Origin of the sequence: Clostridium sp. AM27-28 (assembly GCF_003480955.1) — a bacterium.
Classification (GTDB): domain Bacteria; phylum Bacillota; class Clostridia; order Lachnospirales; family Lachnospiraceae; genus Otoolea; species Otoolea fessa.
Map to the genome: position 1 here is coordinate 1 of NZ_QUJT01000011.1, position 24,324 is coordinate 24,324.

Sequence of the window (24,324 nt, forward strand, 5' to 3'; positions counted from 1 at the left end):
CACGCGGCTGTTAACCGCGCTGTCGTAGGTTCGAGTCCTACTCGGGGAGTTTTAATTTAATATCTGGCCCCATGGTCAAGCGGTTAAGACATCGCCCTTTCACGGCGGTAACACGAGTTCGAATCTCGTTGGGGTCATTTATGGCGACATAGCCAAGTGGTAAGGCGTGGGTCTGCAACACCCTGATCACCAGTTCAAATCTGGTTGTCGCCTCTAAGGAATCATCGTAAGGTGGTTCCTTTTTTTATGCCTGGAAAGCCTTATTTTACAAGGGTTTCCGGGATTTTAGACTTTTGATTGGCTGTGAAATATCCATGAGAAAATTTCCTTGTAAATTTCCGTTAGAAGTCATTTTTTACTGCTCTTGAACGAAAAATAAGGCACCAATAGGGCACCAAATTTTTCAGCCATTTATTGGATGGCTATACCAGAGTCTGTACGGCAGAAAATGCACGCTCCAGGCTGGTATGAACGTAGGTATCATAAGTGATTTTCACGGAGGAATGTCCTAATAGCTGACTTACTACCTTAATGTCTACACCGGCTTCTATCAACTGACTGGCGAATGTATGGCGCAGTGCGTGAATTGTTACAGGCGTTATGCCAAGCGACCGCTGCATATTTTGAAAAATGTGATAGAAAGAGCTTTGAACCACCATCTTTCCAGTTGATGTGCAGATTACGAAGTTGCTTTGAATCCGTTTCCGGTCGTGCAATTCTTTTAGATGGCTAAGGGCAGCCAGCGCTTTATCGTTTAGGGGAACTTGGCGAGTTCCAGAACGGGTTTTCGTAGAAACGATAATTTGTTTACTTCCATGTGCATTGATGTCATCACGGTTTTTGATTCTGGAAGCATTTTGTGATACGGTCAGTGTCTTGGCTTTGAAGTTGATTTTATCCCATGTCAGTCCGAGTGCTTCGCCGGAGCGCAGCCCGGTATTGGCAATTAGCACATAGGCGGAAGCGTACCAGTATCGCGGTTCTCCGCTTGAATAGAGGCAATACTGCGCTTTTTCAAGTTTTGCTAAATCTTCGCTTGATAATATCTCAATTTCTTTTGGCTGAATCGCCATATTTTCCTGTTTGGGGAGCTGTACCCCGTCAACTGGATTGTACCCGATATCACGGACGGCAACAGCATATCGGAAGCAATTATTCAGGAGGTCATAGACCTTCTTTAGAGTTGAATAAGCTAACGATGATGTGTATGAATTGATTAAGGCTTGTATTTCCATGCTGGTAAGGCTTCCTAACTGACTGCGACCTACCGGAGCATGCTTGATCTGTCGGTTGTAAGTGCGTTCCAGACGATCGTAGGAAGCTGGTTTCATAGTGTGCCGTTTTACATTTTCAAGCCATCGCTCGATATAGGTGTTGACGGTCTCCTTGCGCGCAATTATTTCCTGCCGCTGTGTTTTTTCATAAAATTCATTGAGGTTCTTTTGAACATCTTTTTCAGAGGTTCCGGTATAATAATATGTATCGTATCCGGTAATACGGATGCGCCCAAGATAAGAACCATTTGCTTTCTTCTGGATGTTTCCAGCGCCTTTTCTTTTTCGGGTACTTGTAGTAGATGGCATTTTAGTGCTCCTTTCGTCTAAAGATGCGGATTGTGACGAGTAACAGGTGTCACAATCCGCCGCTGTTAAAAATCAATATAAAATTTCTTTTCCTGCATTTTCCAGAACCCAACGCTGGATTGCTTCATCGCTGGTAACATACTGGCGACCGACTTTCACAACCGGAAGGACACCTGCGAGCAGTAGCTGCCGGAGCTTTGTTTTTCCAAATGGAAAGATCGTTAATAAGTCGGAAAATGAATATAAATTGCTGTAAACCATATCAAAATCTCCTTTCTGTGTATTTCACAGATATGATGTATAATCTAAAAAATGAAATTTACCTGTTGCCTACTCAGCCCATTGTTTTACCCGGATACCTGCAAGAGCAGCCATTGGATTTTTCCCTGTTTCATGCCGCCTTCTGGTAGAGCATCCATTGATATTGGAGCAAAACCAGCTGATGAACGTGTGGTAGCGCAGGGGAGAAAAATCGGACTCCTCACAGAAATTACAATAAATCTCGTATAACTGTCGGGAGTAAACCATATCGGTCGGTTCTCCAGTGACCTCCAGGTATTCTTCTACAAATAGTGGGATACTTTCTATAGAGTCACACTCTTGATACCGCCAGCGTTCTTTTATCTTGTCCGCGGCTTCACAGGGAGAGAAAATGTAATGATTATTGACTACATTGCTCAAAGCGCGCAGGCAGATGGATATAATAGCGTCTTTTTCCTGTAGAAGCCTACGGGAAAGCTCTGTATCTGCGTCTTCCTTTTCTATGGTGTAAAGAAAAGGAATTACGACCATACGTTCCCAGAAAGCATCGTCTTCATCAGAACGTGAAATCGTAACGGGATAGTTGCTTGCGAATAGAAAGCGCATTGTGCTGTGAATATCCCGCAGTTTGTCATATTTTCGTTCTATTGAAATGCTGTCCCCACCGGTAATCTGTTTGATGATAGACACGACGATAGGGGTAAATTTTCCTTTAGGGAGATCCAGAGATAGATTGAGAAGTTTTCCCTGAATATCGCCCATCGAAAAACGTCCGGGAATCTGGGCAATGGATTTACTGGTAACCAGTTTATTGCCAAGCGTTTTTTGAAGAAATTCGCCTAACGTACTTTTACCACTGTTTGGAGCGGTTCCCATTACAAAGAAACATTTCCCTTTATTACAGGAAGAAAGCAAATATCCCAGGGATTCTATGATTCGAGTTTTAATTTCAGGACTCCCACCGCTTATAGTAGATAGGAATCCATCAAAACTCTGGCTTTCAGGCTCTTCTATCCAGTCGGCGTCCAGTGAATAGAAAATAAGAAATTTCTTATTATGAGCAAGAAGTTTCAATTTTTTCAAATTCAGGACACCGTTTTTGAGACTGACATAATCAGCGGATTTCTGGAGCTTTTCCTCATAATCATCTGGAATCAGGCGTTCGTCTACCCGCATATAGGTAAATAAATCGTCAAATTTTTTCTTCGAATAGCTGGAGAACGCGTCCTGTCTGACTTTCGAGCGGACAATCCTCAGAAGATCTTCCGAATCTTCAATAATCTGATAGCATTTACCTGTATAATAATAAAGACAGTTATCATGCAGGATGATAGTCAGAGCATTGGTAATAGCGTTTGCTATCTGGTCTATGTTCATTGAAGATTTATTTTTTCCTGACATCAGTGCTTGGGGTACCACGGGGATTACCGTAGGCTGCGGCGCTGATACAGGTGCTATTTTTTCTGCCGGAGGATTCGGAGAAGGTTTTACTGGTATCTCATCCTCGCTTGGCGAACTGGATGAGTCGATAAGATTTTGGAAAAAATCATCTTCATCAAATTCGAATTTTAATTTTTTAGTTGACCAGTTACCAAGTCTCCGTGTTTTCTCCGTCCTTTTTGCTTTTTTCCTCGGAGTATTTTCTTTATGTTCCGTGGGCAGCAAGAGATCGTCCGATAGATTTTCTGTATATTCGGTATCGGGAAACGCTTGAGAAAAATCTTCAGTAAGATCTACCTGCATATTTTCGGAAACATTTTCTGATTGGCAAATTTTTGAATTTGCTTTTTGCGTTTTCCACCCCCTATCTGAATGATGGGTCCATGTAGTCATTTTCATGTCCATTTTTATTTTCCTTCATACTTGAATTATCTTTATCTTGCATAAACAGGGTCAATAAGGCACAAATCGGAGAAAATCCGTTATTGGTATTCTCGTCCTGTGTAATAACCTGTTTATCAGAAGAAAAGAAAAATGCTAGACCATATTCTTGATTTTCAATGAACCCATGAATGGAAAAATCCTGTAGGAAGAAAAAGTCCTTTCCATTATTCAGAATAAACTGCGCTTCAGATGTTTTGGAGTTTCCAATCCCAATTCCTAATTTTTGAGGACTTTTAATCCATATCCATAAGGTAGCAGGAGCGGATATGCCTCTTCCGTTTTGAACAGACCAGATCATAGAAGAGTGGTTCTGCTTGATACAGATGTAGGCATTGCCTATTTCTGAGTGATTATAAACGTCTAATTTGGCAGTCGCTTTTCTGCTGTCAATCCTGATAAAAACATCAGAATTCTTAGGTTGCATTGCTTTGTTTGCGCCTTCTATAAAGGCGTTTCTTGTTTCGTTTGATGTTTCATTCATAGTTTTTATATGGTAGCACAGTTCCGGAGCTGCGCTACCATTCCTCCTTTTGTTTTATTTGTATACGTACGTAATATGTGGTGCCTATGTCAGAATTCTGAAAAATGATTTGCTAAAAACCATTTGCAGTGTTATCATGCCATATGAGTGATCTATTTGTATATAAAAAACCAATAGACAAGAAAACGAGAATGATCACTAGTAAGGAGAGGGTTTAATGCAAATAGGATTAACGAATGAATATCGTGCGAAATTATGGCGTGAGGTTGGCGCGAATGACCCGGTGGAAGAAAATAAAATATATTGGGACTATAAAAGTCGAAGGAGTGAATTGCTGGAGGAATTTTTAAAAATTGATTATTCAACAGAAGAGTCGATTATGCGCTTTTTAATTATGTATGGTTTCCCCGAACCGCTGCTAGATGAAACGGGAGTCAATACGCCAGCAATGAGAGAGTTGACAGAATTTATTAAACGAGTAATTGCAGTGTTAAATAGAGCGAATAAGAAAGTATACACCCAAAATCTATCTCAAACTAAAAAGGAGAATCAGACGGATGATGATAGAACTATTTTTTTAGATATTATGAATTTATTAACAGGAAGTTGTATTTTAGAGTGTTTAGAAATGCCGGAGGATACGAACTATGAGATGGATACACCAATATTATTTTTTTTAATGGAATTACTTATGCGGTGGCATAGATGTGGAAATAGTGAGGAACGTATAAAGCAAGAATTTAAAGAGTTATTTGTTAGGTTTTTTTGTGAGGATGGAATAAAAAATGTAGGTAAAGAGTCTATGTGGATTCAATTTTCTAAGTTGATTGATTGGAAAGATATGAGCCTTTATAAAATAATACGCGACAGAAATGGGTGTATGAATTTTGTGCTCAGGGAAGATGTTAAATTAAATTTTTCAACTACTTTAGCAGGGAAGAGATGGAGGGAGAAGGAAAATACAAGGGAGTTAATCAGAGAATTTTGGAAAGATTTTTCGAAACACATTATGGAAGAATACTGTACTTTCTTTTGGGATAGTGTAAGCTGGAGGGTAAAATTTCGGAAAAATGGGGAAATGGAATTAGTTCCTGATGGGGCTAATATGGTACAAGCGTTAATGCTGGCATTAGCATATACGTATGACAGCAAAACATATTTGAGAGTATGCGAAAACTGTAAGCAATTTTTCTATCCTGCGGCGACACATCCTAATTCTATATGCTGTAGTTCTAGATGTGCGGATAGAAGAAGAAAACGCATTGATAGACAAAGGAAAAAAATACGTTAAAAATGTGCCAATGTTCCGGGAAAACATTGATTTTATTAGTAAAAATGGTTGGTTTAGATAATTATGGGCGCGGACAGAAGGAAATTGTATTTTAATTAATACAAAATGGAAAAGATAAAAAGGTAAAAAAGTTCTGGCACATTGACACATCGGCACATACTTTAATATTTATGATAAATATATTCCAGCACGGCAGCTTTAGGAATTTTCCAGCGTGTGCCGATTTTAAAGCCTTCAATTTCTTCGTTATGGAGTAAATCCAGCAGGGTGTTTTTTCCTATCTTTAAGAGTTCCTGGCATTCTTTAAAGGTCAGGATATCTGGTGTTTGCTCGAACATAGAATCATTCCTTTCAAAAAATAATTTGGGTTGTGGTAGTCCCCATTGGTTTATATGAGTGTTTTTCCCTCCGGTTGTTGCGTACTCTTCGATTTTGAAATCATACATCATTTGTTTGAATCAAAGAAAATCAGAAAGCGAGGATAGAAAATGAAAACAGGAGCACAAATTTTGAAACTAATGGGAAAAGCATCGGCACAGCTGATTATTTGGCTGGCACACAGACTGGAAGGAGGAAACTAAGATGGCAGCAAATGTGGAGACAATGTTTTATACGAGAACGAAACCGTGGCATGGTCTGGGAACCATGGTGGAAGAAGCACCAACATCGGGGGCGGCGTTAGAACTGGCTGGTCTGGACTGGAGAGTGGTTCAGAAAAATCTGGTGACGGAGGAAGGGATCACCGTTCCGGGATTTCGGGCGAATTTAAGAGAGACAGATAATCAGGTGTTAGGTGTGGTAAGTGACCGCTACAAGGTAGTCCAGAATGAAGAAGCGTTTGCTTTTACGGATGAATTACTTGGTGAGGGAGTCACATATGAAACGGCGGGCAGTTTGCAGAATGGTCGCCGGACTTGGATTTTAGCGAAACTTCCCACCCGCTATATTATCAGTGGGGATGAGATTACGCCGTATCTGGTATTCATGAACAGCCATGACGGAAGCGGGGCAATTAAGGCAGCTATGACACCAATTCGTGTTGTGTGCCAGAATACGTTGAATCTGGCGCTATCAACGGCGAAGCGGTGCTGGGCGACCAATCATACGGGAGATATCCGGGGAAAATTGGAAGATGCGAAGAACACGCTGCTTTATGCGGATAAATATATGGCGGAACTGGGAAAGACGATTGATTATCTGAATCAACAGAAATTATCCGATCGTCAGGTGCTGGAATACATAGATTCTATGTTCCCATTGCTGCTGAATCCGTCGGAACAACAGGTAAAAAATATTATGCGTATGAAAGAGGATATGAAAGCGAGGTATTTTGATGCGCCAGATTTACAGCATATAGGAAAGAACGCATATCGTTTTATCAATGCGGTATCTGATTTTGCGACTCATGCCAAGCCGCTGAGAACGCGGAGCGGTTACCGGGAGAATTTATTTGCCCGGACAGTGGATGGGAATGCGATGATAGATAAGGCGTATGAAATGGTAAAAACGGCATAGTGGTAAAAATGAGAGTATCCGTCCAGAAGCGGGTACTCTTTTTCTTTTGCCCATTTGAGAAAAATCAGGAGGGATGAGACATGATCGGAAATAAAATTCGTCTTTTAGAAGCCAGTGAAATTGAATGCAGGGTCGGAAGTATAGGGAAAAATGGCTTGAGTTTGCTTCTATATAAAGATGCCCGTGTGGATCAAAAGATTTTGGATGAATGCTTTTCTCCATGTGGGTGGAAAAGGACGCATCAGGAGATAGGCGGAAATCTGTATTGTACGGTAGAGGTGTGGGATGCCGAGAAACAGCAATGGATAGCCAAGCAGGATGTAGGGACGGAAAGTTACACGGAAAAAGAAAAGGGACAGGCATCGGACAGCTTCAAACGTGCCTGTGTCAACTGGGGAATTGGGAGAGAGCTATATTCGGCTCCGTTCATTTGGATTCCGGTAGAGAAAGCAGCGATTTCATATGATGGGAAAAGATATATAACATCTGAACATTTTCGGGTGTCAGCTATCAGCTACACATTAAACCGGGAAATAGAAAGTCTGGAGATCTGTAACGCCAAAGGAGGCGTCGTATTTAGAAAGCAGTCAGCAGGAACTTCTTCTAACAAGCCAGGAAGAGTGTCTGAAACAGCCAGAGCACATCTGTCAGATAAGATGCGGCGGGATTTACAAAAAGAATTAGAGAGGACAGGGATTTCGCTGGAACAGGTATTGGCACGCTATCATTTAGAAAGGATTGAGCAGATGAAGCCGGAGCATTACCGGGATGCGATGAGTGGACTGAAAAAGTCGAAACCCGTAGCGGCTGCCTAAAATAGGGTGAGGAAAGGAGAAATAGTTATGTGTAAGACGATATCAACAATGGGAATGGAGCATAAGGAATGGTTGAGGCTGCGGAAAGGAGGAATCGGAGGTTCGGACGCCGGAGCTATGTGTGGATTGAATCCATATAGAAGTCCAATGGCGGTTTATTGGGAGAAGACAACGGATACGTTGGATTTATCAGATAATGAAGCAATGCGGCAGGGGAGAGATTTGGAAAATTATGTTGCACAGCGGTTTACAGAAGAGACAGGTAAAAAGGTGCGGCGTTCTAATAAGATGTATTGGAGCGAAGCGCACCCGTTTATGTATGCGGATGTGGATCGGCTGCTTGTGGGGGAAGATGCAGGTTTGGAGTGTAAGACGGTAAGCGCCTACAATGCGGGAAAATGGGAGAATGGAGCGATTCCTATGCATTATCTGATGCAGTGTATTCATTACATGGCGGTAACTGGAAAACGTACCTGGTATATCGCGGCGGTTATACTGGGACAGGGATTTGTATATTCCCGGATTGACTGGGATGAAGAAATGGCAGAACAGCTGATAGCATTGGAAGAGGATTTCTGGAACAATCATATCTTGGTAAGACGGATGCCAGAACCGGATGGCTCTGCATCATGCAGCGCTGTGCTGGAAGAATATTTTCATCGGTTCAAAAAGACGGAAACAAGAGAGCTGTCAGCGGCGATGGAAACAAAATTGAACCGCAGGCAGGATATTTCGGCGGAAATGAAACAACTGGAGAGAGAAAAGGCGCAGATTGAGCAGGAGGTAAAGGTGTTTATGGATGGATGCGGGGAGGCAAACAGCGAACATTACCGGGTAGTGTGGCAGGAAATTGCTTCAGAACGCTTGGATATAAAACGTCTGAAGCAAGAGAAGCCGGAGGTCTATCGGGAGTATGTGCAGAGTAGGAAAAGTAGCAGGTTTACGGTTAAGGTAGCATAGAAAATGAAAAAGTCAGGGAGACTAGGTAAAAGTAGTCTTCCTGATTTTTTGTTATTAAGTGTGTTGAGATTGGATGTGAAAAATATAGATGAAAATTTCAAATGATAATTTCTCTTCAATAGAGATAAAATGGTGGATAAAGAGGTGATGCTTTAGCGTATGAAGCGATATTCAGGAATATATGGTGAATTATTGTCAATAACAGACGAAAATACGATATTGAAAATTTACGAGCAATATAATGGAACAACCATTACGTTCCCTAAAAAATTATACAGTAAGGGTTTTGTTCAGAAATACATATGTGAAAATTATGGAGTTCAGTCAATACAAGAAATATCTAGGTATTTGAATTTGAGTTCAAGGAGAGTAATGCAAATAGCTAAAGAAGAGGGGGTTACCAAAGCAAAAACGAATGCCCAAGAGGAAATTTATTAGTTTTAGAAGGGGAGAATTTTATTAAAACGGAGGAGAAAGTATTATATGCAAATTATTTTGATATTATTGGTGATAGGAATCGGTATATGGATTATAAAAGGGATGAGGTACTTAATGATACGATTGCTCATCCAGAGTTAGAGCAAATATTGCAGAATATGTTTAGATCTGGAGAACCTAGGAGATATGCAAGGGTAGCAATTATGGATGAGGCAATAGTGATAGTAATGAGAAAACGTAGAAGAATTACAATGCAAGAGTATAAGACTGCAATAGAAAGATATTTGGCTAAAATAGCCTAATTTCTTCGTGTAGTACAGATAAAACAAGAATATATACTAATTAGATTTGTACGAATTGTGACTCAAAAATTAAGATAAGGGGGTAGATGGCGTGGAAAATAGGAAAATTAATTATTGCCCTAAATGTGGAAATAAATTAACAGGAGGCGAACGGTTTTGCAGTATATGCGGAAACCCGTTGTTAGATAATTTCCAGACCGAAAATATGATAGTTTCTCAAAATTATGAAAAAAAGGATGAAGAGAAAAAATCTCTTGGGAAATTGAAAAAAATATTACTGGGTATAGGTGCCGTGGTAGTTATGGTTGTGATAGTTATCGCTTTGAGTTTCCCACAAGAGTCGGAGGAAACAGTAAAAGTTCCGGAGGCTGAGAGTGCAGAAGAACAGTTGAACAGCGAAAAGAATGCGGATGGGTTAAAAACTTCGAAAAGCCAGTTAGACATTATTGGCACAATAACAAATATAGGTACGGTAGACCCTAAATTTGAACTATCTAGCAATCAAACGGAGTTTATTCAATCACATTTGGAACTGTTCCCTGCTTCAAATGAGTGTCTGGATGAGTTATCACAATATATTGATACCACTTTAGATTATTCTCATATGATAAAAAATCCAAAAGATATATCCGGCAGATTTGCTTTTATGGAGCAGTTGACCGTGCAGCAAATATGGGAAGAAAATTTTGGAGAAGGGGATTCGCCATATGATTATGTAACTTGTTTAAACTCATATGATGTAAATGGAAATTGCTATTATATTTATTATATAGGAAAACAGACACAAATAGTAGAAGGGGATTTTGCCAGGGTTGTAGCTATGCCAGTAGCATATAGTTCTTATAAAAATCTTGAAGGAACAGATGTGCTCACATTAGTAATGGTGGCATCCGTAATAGAAAATCAGGGAATAAGTGAAATTACAGGCGGATATTTTTCTGGTAAGTATCAGACACAGACGGCAGCGACAGTTCCTGCTGAAGAATATACAGAAAATGCACCCGTATCCAATGAAGTACCTGCGGGTAATTATGGTTCGGATCCATCAGCTTATGCAGGACGGTATGAAGGCGCTGGCTATACAATCGAGTTTAGTGTTGGTTCGGATATTGATACAGATGAAGTTGGTGATGTATGTGTTTATTATGGAGGTAATTGTGAGTCAGAGCATATTCCAGTATATACATGTACTAGCGCGGGAGATTGGAGTATATCAAATTATGATGCGGTTTATGAAATTCGTGAAGAAGGAAATCCTATGTATATGATGTTCTATGAAGCAAATGGAACTGTTTATATGGACTATAGCAGTCCCAATAGAAATGCTGGAGTTTTAGAGCTGGTACAGCGTTATATCTCTTAATGGAATTTGCATCATAGAAATATTAAAGCGCTTGTTTCAATAGGAGGCAAGCGCTTCTTTTGTACTATATAGAAGAAGGGAAGATTTTATGGAAAAACAGAGAAAGAAATGGTATTATTCATATCCGATGTTGATTTTAACGTTTTTTTTATTTTACCCAGCTTCATTAGTATTGACAATACTGAGATTTAAAGACAGAATTGACCAAGAAAAGGGATATAAAATAAGAAGTAAAATAGCTTTTATATGGAACATGGCATGGCTAGTTCTGTATTCAATGGCATTTCTAGAATGGTTTGTTGATTCGAAATGGGAGAGAGAATATCAGAAATATTTGAATGAAAAAAATTATTCATCCGCAAAAGAAGTGTTAAATAGTAAGGCAGATAAAGATGTGACAAAAGATGTGGCGGAAAAATATATAGAGTTATGGGAAGTTTCGGAAGATTATTCAGGAGCAGAAGAAGTCATAGAACGATATTCGGAAAAGCTGTCAGATATAGCGGATTTTGACGGAGCGCTTGAAAAAAAGATAACAGAGATAATGGATGAATTTTCAGCAGAACAGCAAGAAAAAATTCAGTTAATTCTGAATAATGTTGATGAGAAGAAAAAGGTAAATGAAAGCCTTGCACAAGAATCAGCCGAAGCTGAGAGCAGGAATCTGGAAGAGTCAATCGTAGCTGCAAGCAAGGAAAGGGAAGCGGAGATAGTAGCTGAGAGTAAAAAACAGGAAGAGTTGATAGCAGCCGAGAGTAAGAAACAGGAAGAATTGACCGCAAGGGAGAGCCAGGAAAAATTGGAAAAAGTCAGGGAAGCAGACATTGCGAAACAAGAAGAGTTTAGAAATCGGATGCAAGAGTTTGTAAATGAGTGGTCTGACGAATCAAATAAAAAATTGATAAAAAAATTGAAGAAGGAAGATGAGACACAGGTAAAGGAATTTCTGTTAGATAAAATGAAAACAGAAATGCGGGAAAATGATGTTTTGAGGCTTAAAAACATGCAGCTTTACTGTGAAATGTACCAAACCTTATATGGAGTGGAAGATATTAGGGAAATTATCAATCAGGTTAATCAGGTTAAAACTTTGGATGAAAAATTAAAGCAAGTTCAAAGTATAAAAATAGGAAAGAAAAGTTTTGATATATCAAAGGTGTATGATAGTTGCGCAACAGGGGAATGGTACATTTCACAAAGATTGGAAACCAAATATGATGATACCATTTCAGGCGATATTAGAAAGGAAGTTGACAGTTATCGACAGGTTGAAGGTAGTGAATGGGTAGGTGTAAATGTGACATATACGATGTACGGGCAGGATATAGGAGATGAAAAGGTTGTTTTCTATTCGTCTCAAAAAAATCCTTTTTCAAAATCAGGTTCCTATTTTCTTAGATATGTCGAGTCATCAGAAACAAAAACATTGATTAACGATAACGGATTTGAAAGGACGGTTCCGGTTTATTATTTGTTGGATGATACGATTGATCTCAATGAAAGATATGAAAATTGGTATAGAATTAAAGAGGAGAAACAGCAGGAGGAAGATAAATTAAAGCGTTTGGTTGCATTGAAATAAAATGTATTTCTTTTATATGAGATGAAATTATCTACACCTACTTTTTGCAAGAAGATTTTTTGACAGTCGCGACAAATTTCAAAGGCATTTGTTGACGAGATTGGGATGCGGCTGGCAGAAAATCGTCTTGCAAAAACTGGAAAATTTAAATATTGATATTTTGAAAGTAAGTGTATATAATAAAAGTAGGGAAAACCCTACTTTCCCTATTTTGAAATAGGAGGTGTTTTTATGCTTGCGAATACATTTATTGATAATGCGAAAGTAATGGCGAAAGGTCAGGTTACAATTCCAAAGGATGTACGTGAAATTTTGGGTGTCTCCAGCGGGGATAGAATTACCTTTGTTGTAGAGAATGGAAGCGTTAGACTCATTAATTCAGCCGTTTATGCAATGCAGATGTTACAGGCACAGATGGCAGGGGAGGCAGAAGAAGCAGGGCTTACATCGGATGAGGCGGTAATGGACTTGGTAAAAGAGGTTCGTGCGGAAAGTGAGGCATAATGAGAGTTCTGATTGATACCAATATTCTCATTTCGGCAGCGCTTAGCAGTACGGGTACACCTTTCAAGGCATTTGTGAAGGCGGTAACGTATCCGAATCACGGACTTGTCTGTGAACAAAACATAGATGAGATGCGGAGAATTTTTAATCGAAAATTTCCTAAAAAGATATCAGCTTTGGAACGATTTTTATCATTGTCATTAATGACACTGGAGATTGTTCCTACTCCGCTGGAAGAGCATAGTTCGGAAGAGCAGATAAGGGATGTGAAGGATCGACCGATTCTTCGGGCGGCGATTCATGCAAATGCAGATGTACTTTTAACGGGAGATAAAGACTTCTTAGAGTCTGGTGTAACAAATCCGAAGATTATGACAGCGACAGATTTTGTCCAATTATAAAAAATAAGGCACCAATAGGGCACCAAATGAGTGCACCGTGTCTGGGAACGTAGTATTTATGCGGCTTCCAGAGACTGGCGATCAAGGTCTGCAACACCCTGATCACCAGTTCAAATCTGGTTGTCGCCTCTGAGGAATCATCGAAAGATGGTTCCTTTTTTTATGCCTGAAAAGCCGTATTTTACAAGGATTTTCGGGATTTCAACTGTGTGATTCGCTGTAAAGTAAGATGCGCTATCCGATTTTCACATCTTCTGCTATAATAGAATCATTCACGAAACGGCATTTTAAATAGCCGCAACAAAATTATTTTATAATATGGAGGAAGCGAAAATGGCAGAAAAATTACAGGAATACAGCCTGACCTGGGAAGTAACGGATGAGATGACGGCAAAGCGAATCGGAAGCGCAGGTTCCCAAATTTTGTCTACTCCGAATATGGTGGCCCTGATGGAGGCGGCAGCGCTGGAACTGGCGAAATCGTATCTGGAGGAAGGACAGACGACGGTCGGAGCGGAGATTCACTGCCGCCATCTGGCGCCGACGCCGGTGGGAATGAAGGTAACAGCGACTGCAAAACTCCGCAGCATTGAGCGCCGGAAAATGTGGTTTGATATTGAAGTAAACGATGAGAAGGGCAAATGCGGCGAAGGGTCCCATCTGCGGATCATGGTAAATTCAAAGGCGATGAGCGACAAGGCTGCGAGCAAGGCGGAATAAGGAGTATCAGGTTTAAGTATCATGCGTGGATTTTGCCGTTCTGGAATAAGGGGGAGCGGCAAAATCAGCTTGTGGTATGCCATGCGTGTGAATAGAGATAAAGAAAAGTGACTGGTCACGTGTGTGTGCAGTAACATAGAAAGAGAGGCAGCGGTGCGGACAGAAACGATAGGGTGGATCATTGGCATTTTGATTGCGGCAGCGCTTGTCTGGTGGATTTACCGCAAAATAAAGAGGAAAATACGGCAGCTGGCGAGTACGCCGGAGGTACAGGTGTTTCGGTATGTGGCAAAGCATTTATCGGAAGGTGATTTGACGCAGCCAGACGCATCCAAACCGCGTTCGCTGGCGGGAATGGACCGGCTGTGCCTGCCGCAGATTGCAAAAGATTTCCCGGAGTTTAACTGGAGCGAGTGGAAGACTCAGATCGAGACAGAATTGAGAAAAAAACTGGAAAAAGAGTATCAGAAGGTACATATCCACCGGACGGTCATCAGCCGCTATCAGAAGGAAAAAGGACTCTGCCGGATTCTGTGTGAGTCGGCGGTCGAGTATGAGGAAATGACTGAATATGAGAAAACGCCTGAGATGCAGTCAGAACTGCATTCGAATCTGATTCAGACAGTTTATGAGACGGAACTGGTGTATGTCTATGAGGATGCGAAAACAGCAGGGGCAGCGGTTTCGCTTATCTGTCCAAACTGCGGTGCACCGATTCAGAAGCTGGGGTTGAAAAAGTGTGAATATTGTGGTTCCGTGCTGGAAGTCCAGAATAAGAAGGCGTGGAGACTGCTGGAGATGCGGGAAAAGTAAGCGGGTGATCTCACGGTAGAATCCGGTGATGGGGAGAGAATGCTCCCAGATAAATTGCAGAAGAGTTTTATATGGGGGCAGGAGCTTCCTGATGGCTGCCGCGAAAGCGGACAACCATGCAGGTAGTTTCCTGCCATTTGTCTGTGCCCGGAACGGAGGGAGCTTTCAGCGAAATGCCGACACCAACCGTTCCAAGCCAGACCGCTGTTTCCGTCAGAGGCTTGTTGAACTGGCGGATGGAAGTTTTAAGATCCAGATGGGAATGCAGCATTTATTCTGTTTCAACTGGATGTAAATTCATAACCAGCTTTTCCGGATGCCGCCTAATCCACCGCAATGCAATCAGGCAGATGGCAACGGAGATGAGAGATCCGATCGGCGCTGCGAGTCCCATCGGATACAGTGTTTCTGGGAAATAGCGGCAGGCAAGCCATGCCAGCGGGATGCGCGCTACCACGATCGAGATGCAGTTGTGCAGGAACGACAGCCCGGACAGTCCGCAGGCGCAGAAGAAACCGCTGCAGCAGAAATGGATACCGGCGATCATGCAGTCCAGCACATAGCTCTTCATATACTGGGTTCCGAGCCGGACAACCTCTGCCTCATCAGTAAAGAGGGAGACGGCGGCACCGGCAGCAAACTGCATGGCAATTGCGATGATCAGCCTGAAAGAAAATGTGATGCAGATCGCGTAGCGCAGCGTCTGACGGGCACGCTCAGGTTTTCCGGCGCCCAGGTTTTGAGCGGAGAGGGCGGAAACCGTGGAGAGAAGCGAGGATGGAACCAGAAACAGGATTCCGATCAGCTTTTCAACGATTCCGACCGCCGCCGCATCATTTAATCCGCGCTGGTTGGCAAACATGGTAATAACCAGAAAAGAAACCTGTATAAAGCCGTCCTGAACTGCAACTGGGATTCCGACCTGCAGGATGGAGGCTATGGTAGTCTTATGTGGATGGAGGTCACGGAGACGAAAACCCGGAAACATCCGTTTTTTAATGATTACGACCAGGGCGATCAGGACACTGCACATCTGTGACAGGGTCGTGCCGAGCGCCGCGCCGGACGGACCGAGCGAAAACACGCCCATTAAAAGGTAATCAAGCGCAATATTGATAATACAGGCGATTGCAACGAAATACATCGGACTTTTGGAGTCGCCCATGCCGCGGAAAATAGAGCTGATGATATTGTAGGCGGTGATGAACGGGATGCCGGCAAAGCAGATCATCAGATATGCCGCGGTGCCGTTTACCGCTTCCTCCGGGACAGACAGGAGCCTGATAATGCCGTGAACCGCCGTCAGCAGAAGTCCGGTCAGAAGAATGGACAGACCTGCAAATAAGGAAATCGTGTTACCGATGCCGCGCGCCGCAAGCTTCCGGTCACCCGCGCCGACCGCGCGTCCGATGAGAACCGTTGCGCCCATCGCCAGACCAACGATCATAACCGTCAGCATATGCATGACCTGACTGCCGACCGAGACCGCCGTCGTCCCATCCACGCCTCCAAACTGCCCGATAATAAACAGATCCGCCATGCCGTAGAGTGTCTGTAAAAAATAAGATAACAAATATGGCAAGGAGAAATAGATAACTGTTTTCAGCACACTGCCGGAGGTGAGATTCTTTTCCATGAATAAATCCTCGTCTTTCTGGTAAAAATAGATGACTCTGCCGTCGGCCGTCAGAAAGAAAACGCCGCAGAAATCATTTTCTGAGTATAGTTTATCAGAAATAACTATAATGTCTACAATAATTATAGAGTCAAGGGAAGAAAATCCTTGTTTTTAAGTAGGAAATTTGTGGTATAATATGAGCACTTAGCGAGGTGTTTTCGAGCTTAGTGCGAGTCATACCTAAATACTTAATGAAGCAGAGCCAAAGGCGATAGCTGAATTTAGTATTTATGGTATAATATGAGAAGGCAAATAAAACCCACTTTGATTTTACACAGGAGGTTTCATGAGTTTAGAGTTTAAAAAAATTGAAGTTAACAGTATCCAGGAGATGCTTCCGTTTTACGCGATGCGCCACAATATGACGTGCGACAGCGTATTTCTGGAGAGCTATGTCTGGAAAGATTATTATAATGTCCGCTATGCAATCTGGGAAAATAAGGCGCTTTTATGGCTGATGGAGAATGAAGGACGTTGTTTTTCCGCGATGCCGCTGTGCCGGGAGGAAGACCTGCCGGGGGCGTTTGCGGCGATTGAGGAGTATTTTAATGAAGAACTGGGATATCCGTTGGTTATCAATCTGGCGGATGAGTATGCAGTGAAATATTTAAATCTGCCGGAGGACAAATATCTGGTGGAAGAGCAGGTCGATTCGAGGGATTATCTCTACAACGGCGATGCGATGCGTTCCCTGGCGGGAAAGAAACTGCATAAGAAGAAAAACCGCGTCAACGCATTTAAGCGCGAATATGAGGGGCGCTATGAGTACCGCCGTCTGTGCTGTTCGGACAGCCACGATGTCTGGGTTTTTCTGGACCGCTGGAGACAGCAGAAGGGCGAGGAGGTCGAGGAACATCTCGATTATGAGGTAAAGGGCATTCACGATATTCTGAAAAATTGTTCAGAATTCAGCATCCACATGGGCGGCGTGTATATCGACGGTCAGATGGAGGCATTTACGATCGGAAGCTACAATCCGGTGGAACATATGGCGGTTATCCATATTGAGAAGGCAAACCCGGAGATCAACGGTCTGTACCAGTTTATCAACCGACAGTTCCTGATAGAGGAATTTCCTGAGGCTGAGTGGGTCAACCGCGAGGACGATATGGGATTAGAGGGACTCCGGAAGGCGAAAATGACGTATTATCCGGCGGATTATGCACGCAAATATCTGGTAGAACAGCTGTTAAACGGCAGCAAGGGCTATCACTGGGCGGAGCAGATCGCCAATACGACGGCGGGAAGTGTGCTGACGTATCTGGACGCGGAGGATAAGGACGAGACGAAGCATCTCTGGCATATGTGTTTCCCGGAAGATTCGGAGAGTTTTATCGAGTATTATTATAAGGAAAAGACGAAGGATAACGAGATTCTGGTGAAAAAGGATAATGGACTTCTGATTTCGATGGTGCAGTACAATCCGTATGCGGTGAAGCTGCGTGGACGCCTCTGGAAGCTCGATTATCTGGTCGGGGTGGCGACCGAGGAGAGCCGCCGCCGCGAAGGACATTTCCGGGACGTATTTGTGAAAATGCTTCACGACGAGGAGGCAGCCGGAAAGCCGATCACGTATCTGGTCCCGGTCAACCCGGCTGTGTATGCGCCGATGGGATTTACCTTCATCGGAAATGTGGCATCCTATGAGCTGACCGAGAAGGCGAAACAGACGCTGACGCGCACGGTGTGCCAGGATACTCCGGAGGACTGCGGGCGGGCTGCCGTCTATATGGAACAGTGGCTGGGCGCACGGTATGAGATGTATACGCGCCGGGATGCGGCGTATGTGAGCCGTCTCATCAAGGAGCTGGCTTCTGAAAATGGCACGTTGGAATTTCTGGAACAGGACGGCAGGCTGGTTGGCCTGGATGCCTACTGGGGCTGGGAAGTCCGTGAACACCGGCTTTTGTATGCGGAGGACGCATACACGGTCAAGACGGGCGAGAAGCCGTGGAATATGGCGCGCCTGACGAATATCGGGGCGCTGCTGGCGGCATTTGGCTTAAAACAGGCAGAGCAGCAGGGAGAAGAAAAACGTATGCTCACACTGGGCATCCGTATGAATGATCCGATTCTGGAAATGAACAACGGTGAGTTTGTCTGGACGATTGGGGAGACAGGTTCCAGCCTGAAGGCGCGGAAACCGGAGCCGGATACCTGCGGCTGCACGGAAAATGTTTCCATATGGCTGGAGACGAAGCCGGAAGAGCTGGTGAGCTGGCTGTTTGGCTGCCGGAAAGCGGAAGAAATCTGGGGCGGACAGCTTGAAAATAAGGGGCTGGCAGAGATTCTGGCACAGGTGGATACGGTGAACGGCGTGTATCTGGATGAGATCGTGTAGAGTGCGTGCTGTAATTGTATAGGATAGAGAATGTGCTGATTTCATGTAAACTAATAGCAACCGCTTTTATGTTTTCAGAAAAAGGAGAGGAGAGTGCGTCAGATGGGAGAGACAGACACATTAAAAAAATGGATTAATGAGTCAAATTATATTGTATTTTTTGGCGGGGCGGGTGTTTCGACCGAGAGCAATATCCCGGATTTTAGAAGCACGGACGGGCTGTACCATCAGGAGTATGACTATCCGCCGGAAACGATTTTAAGCCACAGCTTTTATATGAGAAAGCCAGAGGAATTTTACCGGTTTTACCGCAATAAGATGCTGTTCCCGAATGCAAAGCCGAACCGGGCGCATCTGGCGCTGGCGAAGCTGGAGCAGGAAGGAAAGCTGAAAGCGGTCATTACCCAGAATATCGACGGGCTGCACCAGGCAGCAGGCAGCAAAGAGGTGCTGGAGCTGCACGGATCGGTGCTCCGCAACCATTGTACGCGCTGCGGCAGGTTTTACGGATTGGATGATATTTTGAAGATGAAGGGCGTGCCGAAGTGCGGCTGCGGCGGCGTGATCAAGCCGGATGTCGTGCTGTATGAGGAAGGACTGGACAATGAGGTAATTGAGCGGTCAATTGCCCATATCCGCAAGGCAGATATGCTGATCATCGGCGGTACCTCGCTGGTGGTGTACCCGGCAGCGGGGCTGATTGATTATTATCATGGAAATAAACTGGTTCTGATCAATAAATCAGCGACCTCGCGCGATGGTCAGGCGGATCTGGTTATCAGCGACAGCATCGGGAAGGTGCTGGGGGACGCGGTCGGAGTATAAGGTAGTAACAGGGGAGAGAGGAAATGGTATACGAGGTTGGAGATATTGTAAAACTCAAAAAGCCGCACCCGTGCGGCAGCCATGAGTGGGAGATCCTGCGGGTCGGCGCGGATTTCCGTTTGAAATGTGCCGGCTGCGGGCATCAGGTGATGATGGCACGACCATTGGTGGAAAAGAGTACCAGAGGACTGAAAAAAGCGGGAGAGAAGTCCGAATAAGAGCGGCGGGTGGGCGTACAGATGCAGGCAGCTTCATGATCTGGCAGTCAGTAAAAGAATGCAGTAAGAAGGGGCAGAAAGCCCGGAAAAAACGAGAAAATTTACATAGAAAATCTCGAAAAAGTGCTTGCCAAGCCGTTCCTTTTTTGGTATCATAGATATTCGGTAATATATAACACAAAAATCCTTACTCCCTGCTGGAGTCAGGGGGTCAGTGACCACAAGGAGGTAAGAAAGAGCATGAACAAATATGAATTAGCAGTTGTTCTTAGCGCAAAACTCGAGGACGAAGAGAGAGCCGCAGCGATGGAGAAAGTAACAGGTTACATCACACGTTTCGGCGGTACAGTAACTGACATTGATGAATGGGGCAAGAAGAGACTTGCTTACGAGATTCAGAAAATGAAAGAAGGATTCTACTACTTCGTACATTTCGAGTCTGATTCCGTATGCCCGAATGAGGTGGAGAACCACATCCGCATCATGGAGCCGGTTATCAGATACTTATGCGTAAGACAGGATGCGTAAGAGTAGATAAAGAAAGAGTGATCGTATGAATAAAGTAATTCTGATGGGCAGATTAACGAGAGATCCGGAAGTGAGATACTCTCAGGGCGAGAGAGCTATGGCAATCGCCAGATACACGCTGGCAGTAGACCGCAGAGGCCGCAGAGGCGGAAACGGAGACGACAGCGCACAGACAGCGGATTTCATTCCGTGTGTTGCATTTGACAGAGCAGGCGAATTCGCTGAGAAGTATTTTCATCAGGGAACCAAGCTCGTAGTAACCGGAAGAATTCAGACTGGCAGCTATACCAATCGTGACGGCCAGAAAGTATATACGACAGAAGTGATTGTAGAGGATCAGGAATTTGCAGAGAGCAAGAATGCGGCATCTGGCAACAGCGACGGCGGTTACCGTCCGGCAGAGCGCCCGGCTCCGTCCAGCGCAATCGGCGATGGATTCATGAATATTCCTGATGGAGTAGAAGACGAAGGCCTTCCGTTCAACTAGGTTCGGGAATCGGTCCCCCGGCGGACGGAGTGCGCGAGAGCGCCATCAGGCTGATGTGTGTGAAGGAGGAAAGACCAATGGCATTCAATAAAGGCGATAAAACAGACGCTTCCAAGATCAGAAGAGGCGGTATGCGTAGAAGAAAAAAAGTTTGTGTATTCTGCGGCGAGAAGAACGGCGAAATCGATTACAAAGATACAAATAAATTAAAGAGATACGTATCTGAGAGAGGAAAAATCCTTCCGAGACGTATCACTGGCAACTGTGCTAAACATCAGAGAGCTCTGACTGTAGCTATCAAGAGAGCAAGACATCTGTCCCTGATGCCGTATGTTTGCGAGTAATCCTTGTAAAATAAGGTTTTTTTAAGGGTAAAAAAAGATTTTTACTCAAATTCCACTCAATTATTGAGGATAAAAATGATTGGGATTCCATGTGAGAGATCATGTGGGATCCCTTTTTGTATAATAGGAAATTCCATGGAATTCCCTATTACACAAAAAGACAGATTTCAAAAATAAGTGCTTTACAAAAACGCTTTAGTATGCTAATATGGTAGCATATTAAAAAGCGAGACGGAAACCGGCAAAGGGAGAACGGCTTCCACTGTCTGAAAATGAGGAGGACACCAATTATGAAAAAGAGATTTGTGAGCGCAGCGCTGGCTGCAGTAATGGCACTTTCCATGACCGCATGTGGCAGCAGCAACAGCGCAGCAGAGACAACCGCAGCAGACACAGAGGCGGCTGAGAGCCAGGCAGAGGAAACCACCGCAGAAGAGGCGAAGACAACCGACGGCGGCACTCTGATTGTTGGTTTTGATCAGGATTTCCCGCCGATGGGATTTGTAGGCGATGACGGCGAGTACACCGGATTTGACCTGGAGCTGGCACAGGAAGTTGCAAAACGCCTGGGTCTGGAATATAAGGCACAGCCGATTGCCTGGGATTCTAAAGATATGGAGCTTGAGTCCGGCAATATCGACTGCATCTGGAATGGATTTACGATGACGGGTCGTGAGGATGATTACACCTGGACTGAGCCGTACATGGCAAACCAGCAGGTATTTGTCGTAGCCAATGATTCGGATATCAGCAGCCAGGCGGATCTGGCAGGCAAGATCGTAGAGGTTCAGGCAGATTCTTCCGCAGAGGCAGCTTTAAAAGAGGCACCGGAACTGACCGCTACTTTCAAGGAGCTTCTGACAACCGCTGATTACAACACCGCATTCATGGATCTGGAGCAGGGCGCCGTTGATGCCATTGCGATGGACGTAATCGTAGCAGGCTATCAGATTCAGCAGAGAAACGCTGATTTCAAGATTCTGGACGATTCCCTTTCTGAGGAAGAATACGGCGTAGGCTTCAAGAAGGGCAACACCGAGTTAAGAGATAAAGTTCAGAGCACTCTGGAAGAGATGGCAGAGGATGGAACCTTACAGGAAGTTTCTGAGAAATGGTTTAGCAAAGACGTAACTACCATCGGCAAATAGTAATTAATTGTTGATTGTAAAAACGAAACATTATTAAATAATAGGAATAGGGACGGCTGTGAATGATTTCATGGCAGTCCCCATTCGCGGTTTATGTGTTTAACTGTGAAGTCACAGCACATTCCGTTACCGGGCACGTATGCGTGAACAGTAACGAATCTACATTTTAGAAAGCAGGTATGGGATAATTATGGGTAAGATGACACTCCAGCAGATGATTACACAGCTTGCGGGTGGTATGGCAGTCAGCACACAGATTTTTGTGATCACACTGCTATTTTCACTTCCGTTAGGACTCGTGATCGCGTTCGGGCGTATGTCGAAGAACAAGCTGATCCAGACGATTGTAAAAGTATATATTTCGATTATGCGAGGCACACCGCTGATGCTGCAGCTGATGGTGGTGTATTTTGGACCGTATTATCTGTTCCGCATCAAAGTCGGCAGCAGTTACCGTCTGTGGGCTACCTTCATCGGTTTTGTCATTAACTATGCGGCATATTTTGCCGAGATTTACCGCAGCGGCATCCAGTCGATGCCGGTCGGACAGTATGAGGCAGCGGAGATTCTGGGTTATGGAAAGGCACAGACCTTCTTCAAGATCATCCTGCCGCAGGTAATCAAGCGGATTCTTCCGTCGGTGACGAATGAGGTCATCACGCTGGTAAAAGATACGTCTCTGGCGTTTACGTTGAGCGTGGCGGAGATGTTCTCAATCGCCAAGGCGCTGGCGGCATCCCAGACGAATATGATGCCGTTTGTAGCAGCAGCCGTCTTTTACTACATTTTCAATCTGGTTGTGGCAGTTGCAATGGAATGGATTGAGAAAAAGCTGGATTATTACCGATAGAAGCGGGAGGAATGTGGAAAATGAACTTGTTAGAATTAAATCATGTGGAAAAATCATTCGGCGATCTGTCGGTTTTAAAGGATATTTCACTGAGTGTGAGCGAGGGCGAGATCGTGTCCATCATCGGACCGTCCGGTTCGGGTAAATCGACGCTTCTGCGCTGCGCGACGATGCTGGAGACGATGGATCACGGCGAGATCGTATATTTAGGAAAGAGAGCAGCCTGGACGGGCGCGGATGGCAAGGTCAGCTATGCGGATAAGAAGGACATGAAGGAGATCCGCAGCCAGTACGGTCTGGTATTCCAGAATTTTAACCTGTTTCCGCACTATTCTGTGCTGAAAAATATCACAGACGCGCCGATCCATGTGCAGAAGCGCGACAAGGAGACGGTTTATAAAGAGGCGCGCGAGCTTCTGAAAAAAATGGGTCTGGAGGATAAGGAGGACTATTATCCGTACCAGCTCTCCGGCGGTCAGTGCCAGCGTGTGGCGATCGCCCGTGCATTGGCACTGAATCCGAAGATTCTGTTTTTCGACGAGCCGACCTCCGCACTGGATCCGGAGCTGACGGGAGAAGTATTGAAGGTTATTAAGTCGTTAGCGGATCTGCACATCGCGATGGTGATTGTTACCCATGAGATGGCGTTTGCGAAAGATATTTCCCACCGCGTGATCTTCATGGCAGACGGACTCATCGTCGAGGAGGGCGCGCCGGAGAAGGTGTTTGCTTCGGATAATGAGAGAACGAAGAGCTTTTTGGGACGGTATGGGAAGATTCTGTAAGAAATAATTAGGAAAATGGAAGATGGGCGTTGCTGGTTTTGGAGTGGAAAATCGGCGACGCCCGTTTTTTATGGGGAAGCATATAAGTGTTATTTGCAATTTTACAGTAAATGTGATACGCTTTTATCAAGTATTCCGATTTGCGAGGCAGTAGATACCTTTCAAAAAGGAATGGAACAGAAATAATCGAGTGTTCCGGTGATGCTG

28 protein-coding genes and 2 tRNA genes are annotated in these 24,324 nt (G+C 44.0%); 24 read left to right on the forward strand and 6 right to left on the reverse strand.

From position 1 onward, the window contains the following. The first annotated feature begins 65 nt into the window (after positions 1 to 65). Positions 66 to 137: transfer RNA gene (locus tag DW720_RS11930), tRNA-Glu, on the forward strand. Between the two features lie 5 nt (positions 138 to 142). Then, positions 143 to 213: transfer RNA gene (locus DW720_RS11935), tRNA-Cys, on the forward strand. Between the two features lie 209 nt (positions 214 to 422). On the opposite strand, the gene DW720_RS11940 is transcribed toward DW720_RS11935, so the two are convergent. The 4 genes from DW720_RS11940 to DW720_RS11955 all read right to left on the reverse strand — a co-directional run bounded on the left by DW720_RS11940 (position 423) and on the right by DW720_RS11955 (position 4,209). After that, on the reverse strand, positions 423 to 1,583 hold the full coding sequence (locus DW720_RS11940) for a site-specific integrase (RefSeq protein ID WP_118743261.1): 1,161 nt from the start codon (positions 1,581 to 1,583) through the stop codon (positions 423 to 425). 72 nt (positions 1,584 to 1,655) lie between these two features. Continuing rightward, positions 1,656 to 1,844 (reverse strand): hypothetical protein, encoded by a 189-nt coding sequence (locus DW720_RS11945; RefSeq protein WP_022358918.1) that lies wholly within the window; start codon positions 1,842 to 1,844, stop codon positions 1,656 to 1,658. Positions 1,845 to 1,913: 69 nt separating this feature from the next. Next, positions 1,914 to 3,689 carry a phage/plasmid primase, P4 family gene (locus DW720_RS11950; protein ID WP_118743260.1) on the reverse strand — a complete coding sequence of 592 codons (1,776 nt, stop codon included), beginning with the start codon at positions 3,687 to 3,689 and terminating at the stop codon, positions 1,914 to 1,916. Then, positions 3,649 to 4,209 carry a hypothetical protein gene (locus DW720_RS11955; protein WP_147355514.1) on the reverse strand — a complete coding sequence of 187 codons (561 nt, stop codon included), beginning with the start codon at positions 4,207 to 4,209 and terminating at the stop codon, positions 3,649 to 3,651. The genes DW720_RS11950 and DW720_RS11955 overlap by 41 nt, the downstream gene beginning before the upstream one ends. Positions 4,210 to 4,426: 217 nt before the next feature. On the opposite strand from DW720_RS11955, the gene DW720_RS11960 reads away from it, so the two are divergent. Beyond that, positions 4,427 to 5,500 (forward strand): hypothetical protein, encoded by a 1,074-nt coding sequence (locus tag DW720_RS11960; RefSeq protein WP_118743258.1) that lies wholly within the window; start codon positions 4,427 to 4,429, stop codon positions 5,498 to 5,500. Between the two features lie 161 nt (positions 5,501 to 5,661). Here DW720_RS11960 and DW720_RS11965 read toward each other — a convergent pair whose 3' ends face one another. After that, the gene (locus DW720_RS11965; RefSeq protein ID WP_022358914.1) at positions 5,662 to 5,838 is read right to left on the reverse strand and encodes a helix-turn-helix domain-containing protein; all 177 of its coding nucleotides are present in this window, start codon (positions 5,836 to 5,838) and stop codon (positions 5,662 to 5,664) included. A 244-nt stretch (positions 5,839 to 6,082) separates the two neighbouring features. Between DW720_RS11965 and DW720_RS11970 the strand changes: the two genes are divergently transcribed. The 12 genes from DW720_RS11970 (at position 6,083) to DW720_RS12025 (ending at position 15,208) form a co-directional block, all read left to right on the forward strand. Continuing rightward, complete coding sequence (locus DW720_RS11970; RefSeq protein ID WP_118653320.1) at positions 6,083 to 7,015, forward strand: DUF932 domain-containing protein; 933 nt, start codon at positions 6,083 to 6,085, stop codon at positions 7,013 to 7,015. An 80-nt stretch (positions 7,016 to 7,095) separates the two neighbouring features. After that, positions 7,096 to 7,830, forward strand: coding sequence for a hypothetical protein (locus DW720_RS16010; RefSeq protein ID WP_243023792.1), 735 nt, complete (start codon positions 7,096 to 7,098; stop codon positions 7,828 to 7,830). Positions 7,831 to 7,857: 27 nt separating this feature from the next. After that, positions 7,858 to 8,790 (forward strand): lambda-exonuclease family protein, encoded by a 933-nt coding sequence (locus DW720_RS11980; protein ID WP_118743257.1) that lies wholly within the window; start codon positions 7,858 to 7,860, stop codon positions 8,788 to 8,790. A 159-nt stretch (positions 8,791 to 8,949) separates the two neighbouring features. Beyond that, positions 8,950 to 9,228, forward strand: coding sequence for a hypothetical protein (locus DW720_RS11985; protein WP_118653324.1), 279 nt, complete (start codon positions 8,950 to 8,952; stop codon positions 9,226 to 9,228). An 86-nt stretch (positions 9,229 to 9,314) separates the two neighbouring features. Then, entirely contained in the window at positions 9,315 to 9,530 is a 216-nt protein-coding gene (locus DW720_RS11990; protein WP_118653326.1) for a hypothetical protein, read from the forward strand. Positions 9,531 to 9,621: 91 nt separating this feature from the next. After that, positions 9,622 to 10,893 carry a zinc ribbon domain-containing protein gene (locus tag DW720_RS11995; protein WP_118653328.1) on the forward strand — a complete coding sequence of 424 codons (1,272 nt, stop codon included), beginning with the start codon at positions 9,622 to 9,624 and terminating at the stop codon, positions 10,891 to 10,893. Between the two features lie 88 nt (positions 10,894 to 10,981). Continuing rightward, positions 10,982 to 12,475 carry a hypothetical protein gene (locus DW720_RS12000; protein ID WP_118653330.1) on the forward strand — a complete coding sequence of 498 codons (1,494 nt, stop codon included), beginning with the start codon at positions 10,982 to 10,984 and terminating at the stop codon, positions 12,473 to 12,475. Positions 12,476 to 12,706: 231 nt separating this feature from the next. Beyond that, the gene (locus DW720_RS12005; protein WP_118653332.1) at positions 12,707 to 12,979 is read left to right on the forward strand and encodes an AbrB/MazE/SpoVT family DNA-binding domain-containing protein; all 273 of its coding nucleotides are present in this window, start codon (positions 12,707 to 12,709) and stop codon (positions 12,977 to 12,979) included. Continuing rightward, positions 12,979 to 13,380, forward strand: a complete 402-nt coding sequence (locus DW720_RS12010; protein WP_118653334.1) for a putative toxin-antitoxin system toxin component, PIN family — start codon at positions 12,979 to 12,981, stop codon at positions 13,378 to 13,380. Before DW720_RS12005 ends, DW720_RS12010 begins: the two co-directional genes overlap by 1 nt. A 333-nt stretch (positions 13,381 to 13,713) precedes the next feature. Further along, entirely contained in the window at positions 13,714 to 14,100 is a 387-nt protein-coding gene (locus DW720_RS12015) for a thioesterase family protein (RefSeq protein WP_022358901.1), read from the forward strand. A gap of 153 nt (positions 14,101 to 14,253) precedes the next feature. After that, positions 14,254 to 14,913: a hypothetical protein gene (locus tag DW720_RS12020; protein ID WP_107001795.1), complete on the forward strand. Its 660-nt coding sequence runs from the start codon at positions 14,254 to 14,256 to the stop codon at positions 14,911 to 14,913. A 91-nt stretch (positions 14,914 to 15,004) separates the two neighbouring features. Continuing rightward, a complete protein-coding gene (locus tag DW720_RS12025; protein ID WP_107001796.1) occupies positions 15,005 to 15,208 on the forward strand; it encodes a hypothetical protein in 204 nt (67 codons plus the stop codon). On the opposite strand, the gene DW720_RS12030 is transcribed toward DW720_RS12025, so the two are convergent. Then, positions 15,185 to 16,549 carry an MATE family efflux transporter gene (locus tag DW720_RS12030; RefSeq protein WP_118749698.1) on the reverse strand — a complete coding sequence of 455 codons (1,365 nt, stop codon included), beginning with the start codon at positions 16,547 to 16,549 and terminating at the stop codon, positions 15,185 to 15,187. The genes DW720_RS12025 and DW720_RS12030 overlap by 24 nt on opposite strands. A gap of 328 nt (positions 16,550 to 16,877) precedes the next feature. On the opposite strand from DW720_RS12030, the gene DW720_RS16235 reads away from it, so the two are divergent. The 9 genes from DW720_RS16235 (at position 16,878) to DW720_RS12075 (ending at position 24,117) form a co-directional block, all read left to right on the forward strand. Next, positions 16,878 to 18,932 carry a GNAT family N-acetyltransferase gene (locus DW720_RS16235; protein WP_118743255.1) on the forward strand — a complete coding sequence of 685 codons (2,055 nt, stop codon included), beginning with the start codon at positions 16,878 to 16,880 and terminating at the stop codon, positions 18,930 to 18,932. A 102-nt stretch (positions 18,933 to 19,034) separates the two neighbouring features. Further along, positions 19,035 to 19,757: an NAD-dependent protein deacylase gene (locus DW720_RS12040; protein WP_117796749.1), complete on the forward strand. Its 723-nt coding sequence runs from the start codon at positions 19,035 to 19,037 to the stop codon at positions 19,755 to 19,757. A 23-nt stretch (positions 19,758 to 19,780) separates the two neighbouring features. Next, positions 19,781 to 19,975 (forward strand): DUF951 domain-containing protein, encoded by a 195-nt coding sequence (locus DW720_RS12045; protein WP_022358896.1) that lies wholly within the window; start codon positions 19,781 to 19,783, stop codon positions 19,973 to 19,975. Positions 19,976 to 20,215: 240 nt separating this feature from the next. Continuing rightward, positions 20,216 to 20,503 carry a 30S ribosomal protein S6 gene (rpsF, locus tag DW720_RS12050; RefSeq protein ID WP_107001800.1) on the forward strand — a complete coding sequence of 96 codons (288 nt, stop codon included), beginning with the start codon at positions 20,216 to 20,218 and terminating at the stop codon, positions 20,501 to 20,503. 25 nt (positions 20,504 to 20,528) lie between these two features. Further along, on the forward strand, positions 20,529 to 20,990 hold the full coding sequence (locus DW720_RS12055) for a single-stranded DNA-binding protein (protein ID WP_022358894.1): 462 nt from the start codon (positions 20,529 to 20,531) through the stop codon (positions 20,988 to 20,990). A 77-nt stretch (positions 20,991 to 21,067) separates the two neighbouring features. Then, positions 21,068 to 21,334 carry a 30S ribosomal protein S18 gene (gene rpsR, locus DW720_RS12060; RefSeq protein WP_022358893.1) on the forward strand — a complete coding sequence of 89 codons (267 nt, stop codon included), beginning with the start codon at positions 21,068 to 21,070 and terminating at the stop codon, positions 21,332 to 21,334. A gap of 290 nt (positions 21,335 to 21,624) precedes the next feature. Beyond that, on the forward strand, positions 21,625 to 22,482 hold the full coding sequence (locus DW720_RS12065; RefSeq protein ID WP_107001801.1) for an amino acid ABC transporter substrate-binding protein: 858 nt from the start codon (positions 21,625 to 21,627) through the stop codon (positions 22,480 to 22,482). 199 nt (positions 22,483 to 22,681) lie between these two features. Beyond that, entirely contained in the window at positions 22,682 to 23,332 is a 651-nt protein-coding gene (locus DW720_RS12070) for an amino acid ABC transporter permease (protein WP_333489850.1), read from the forward strand. 20 nt (positions 23,333 to 23,352) lie between these two features. Continuing rightward, the gene (locus tag DW720_RS12075; protein ID WP_022358890.1) at positions 23,353 to 24,117 is read left to right on the forward strand and encodes an amino acid ABC transporter ATP-binding protein; all 765 of its coding nucleotides are present in this window, start codon (positions 23,353 to 23,355) and stop codon (positions 24,115 to 24,117) included. The last annotated feature ends 207 nt before the right edge of the window (positions 24,118 to 24,324 follow it).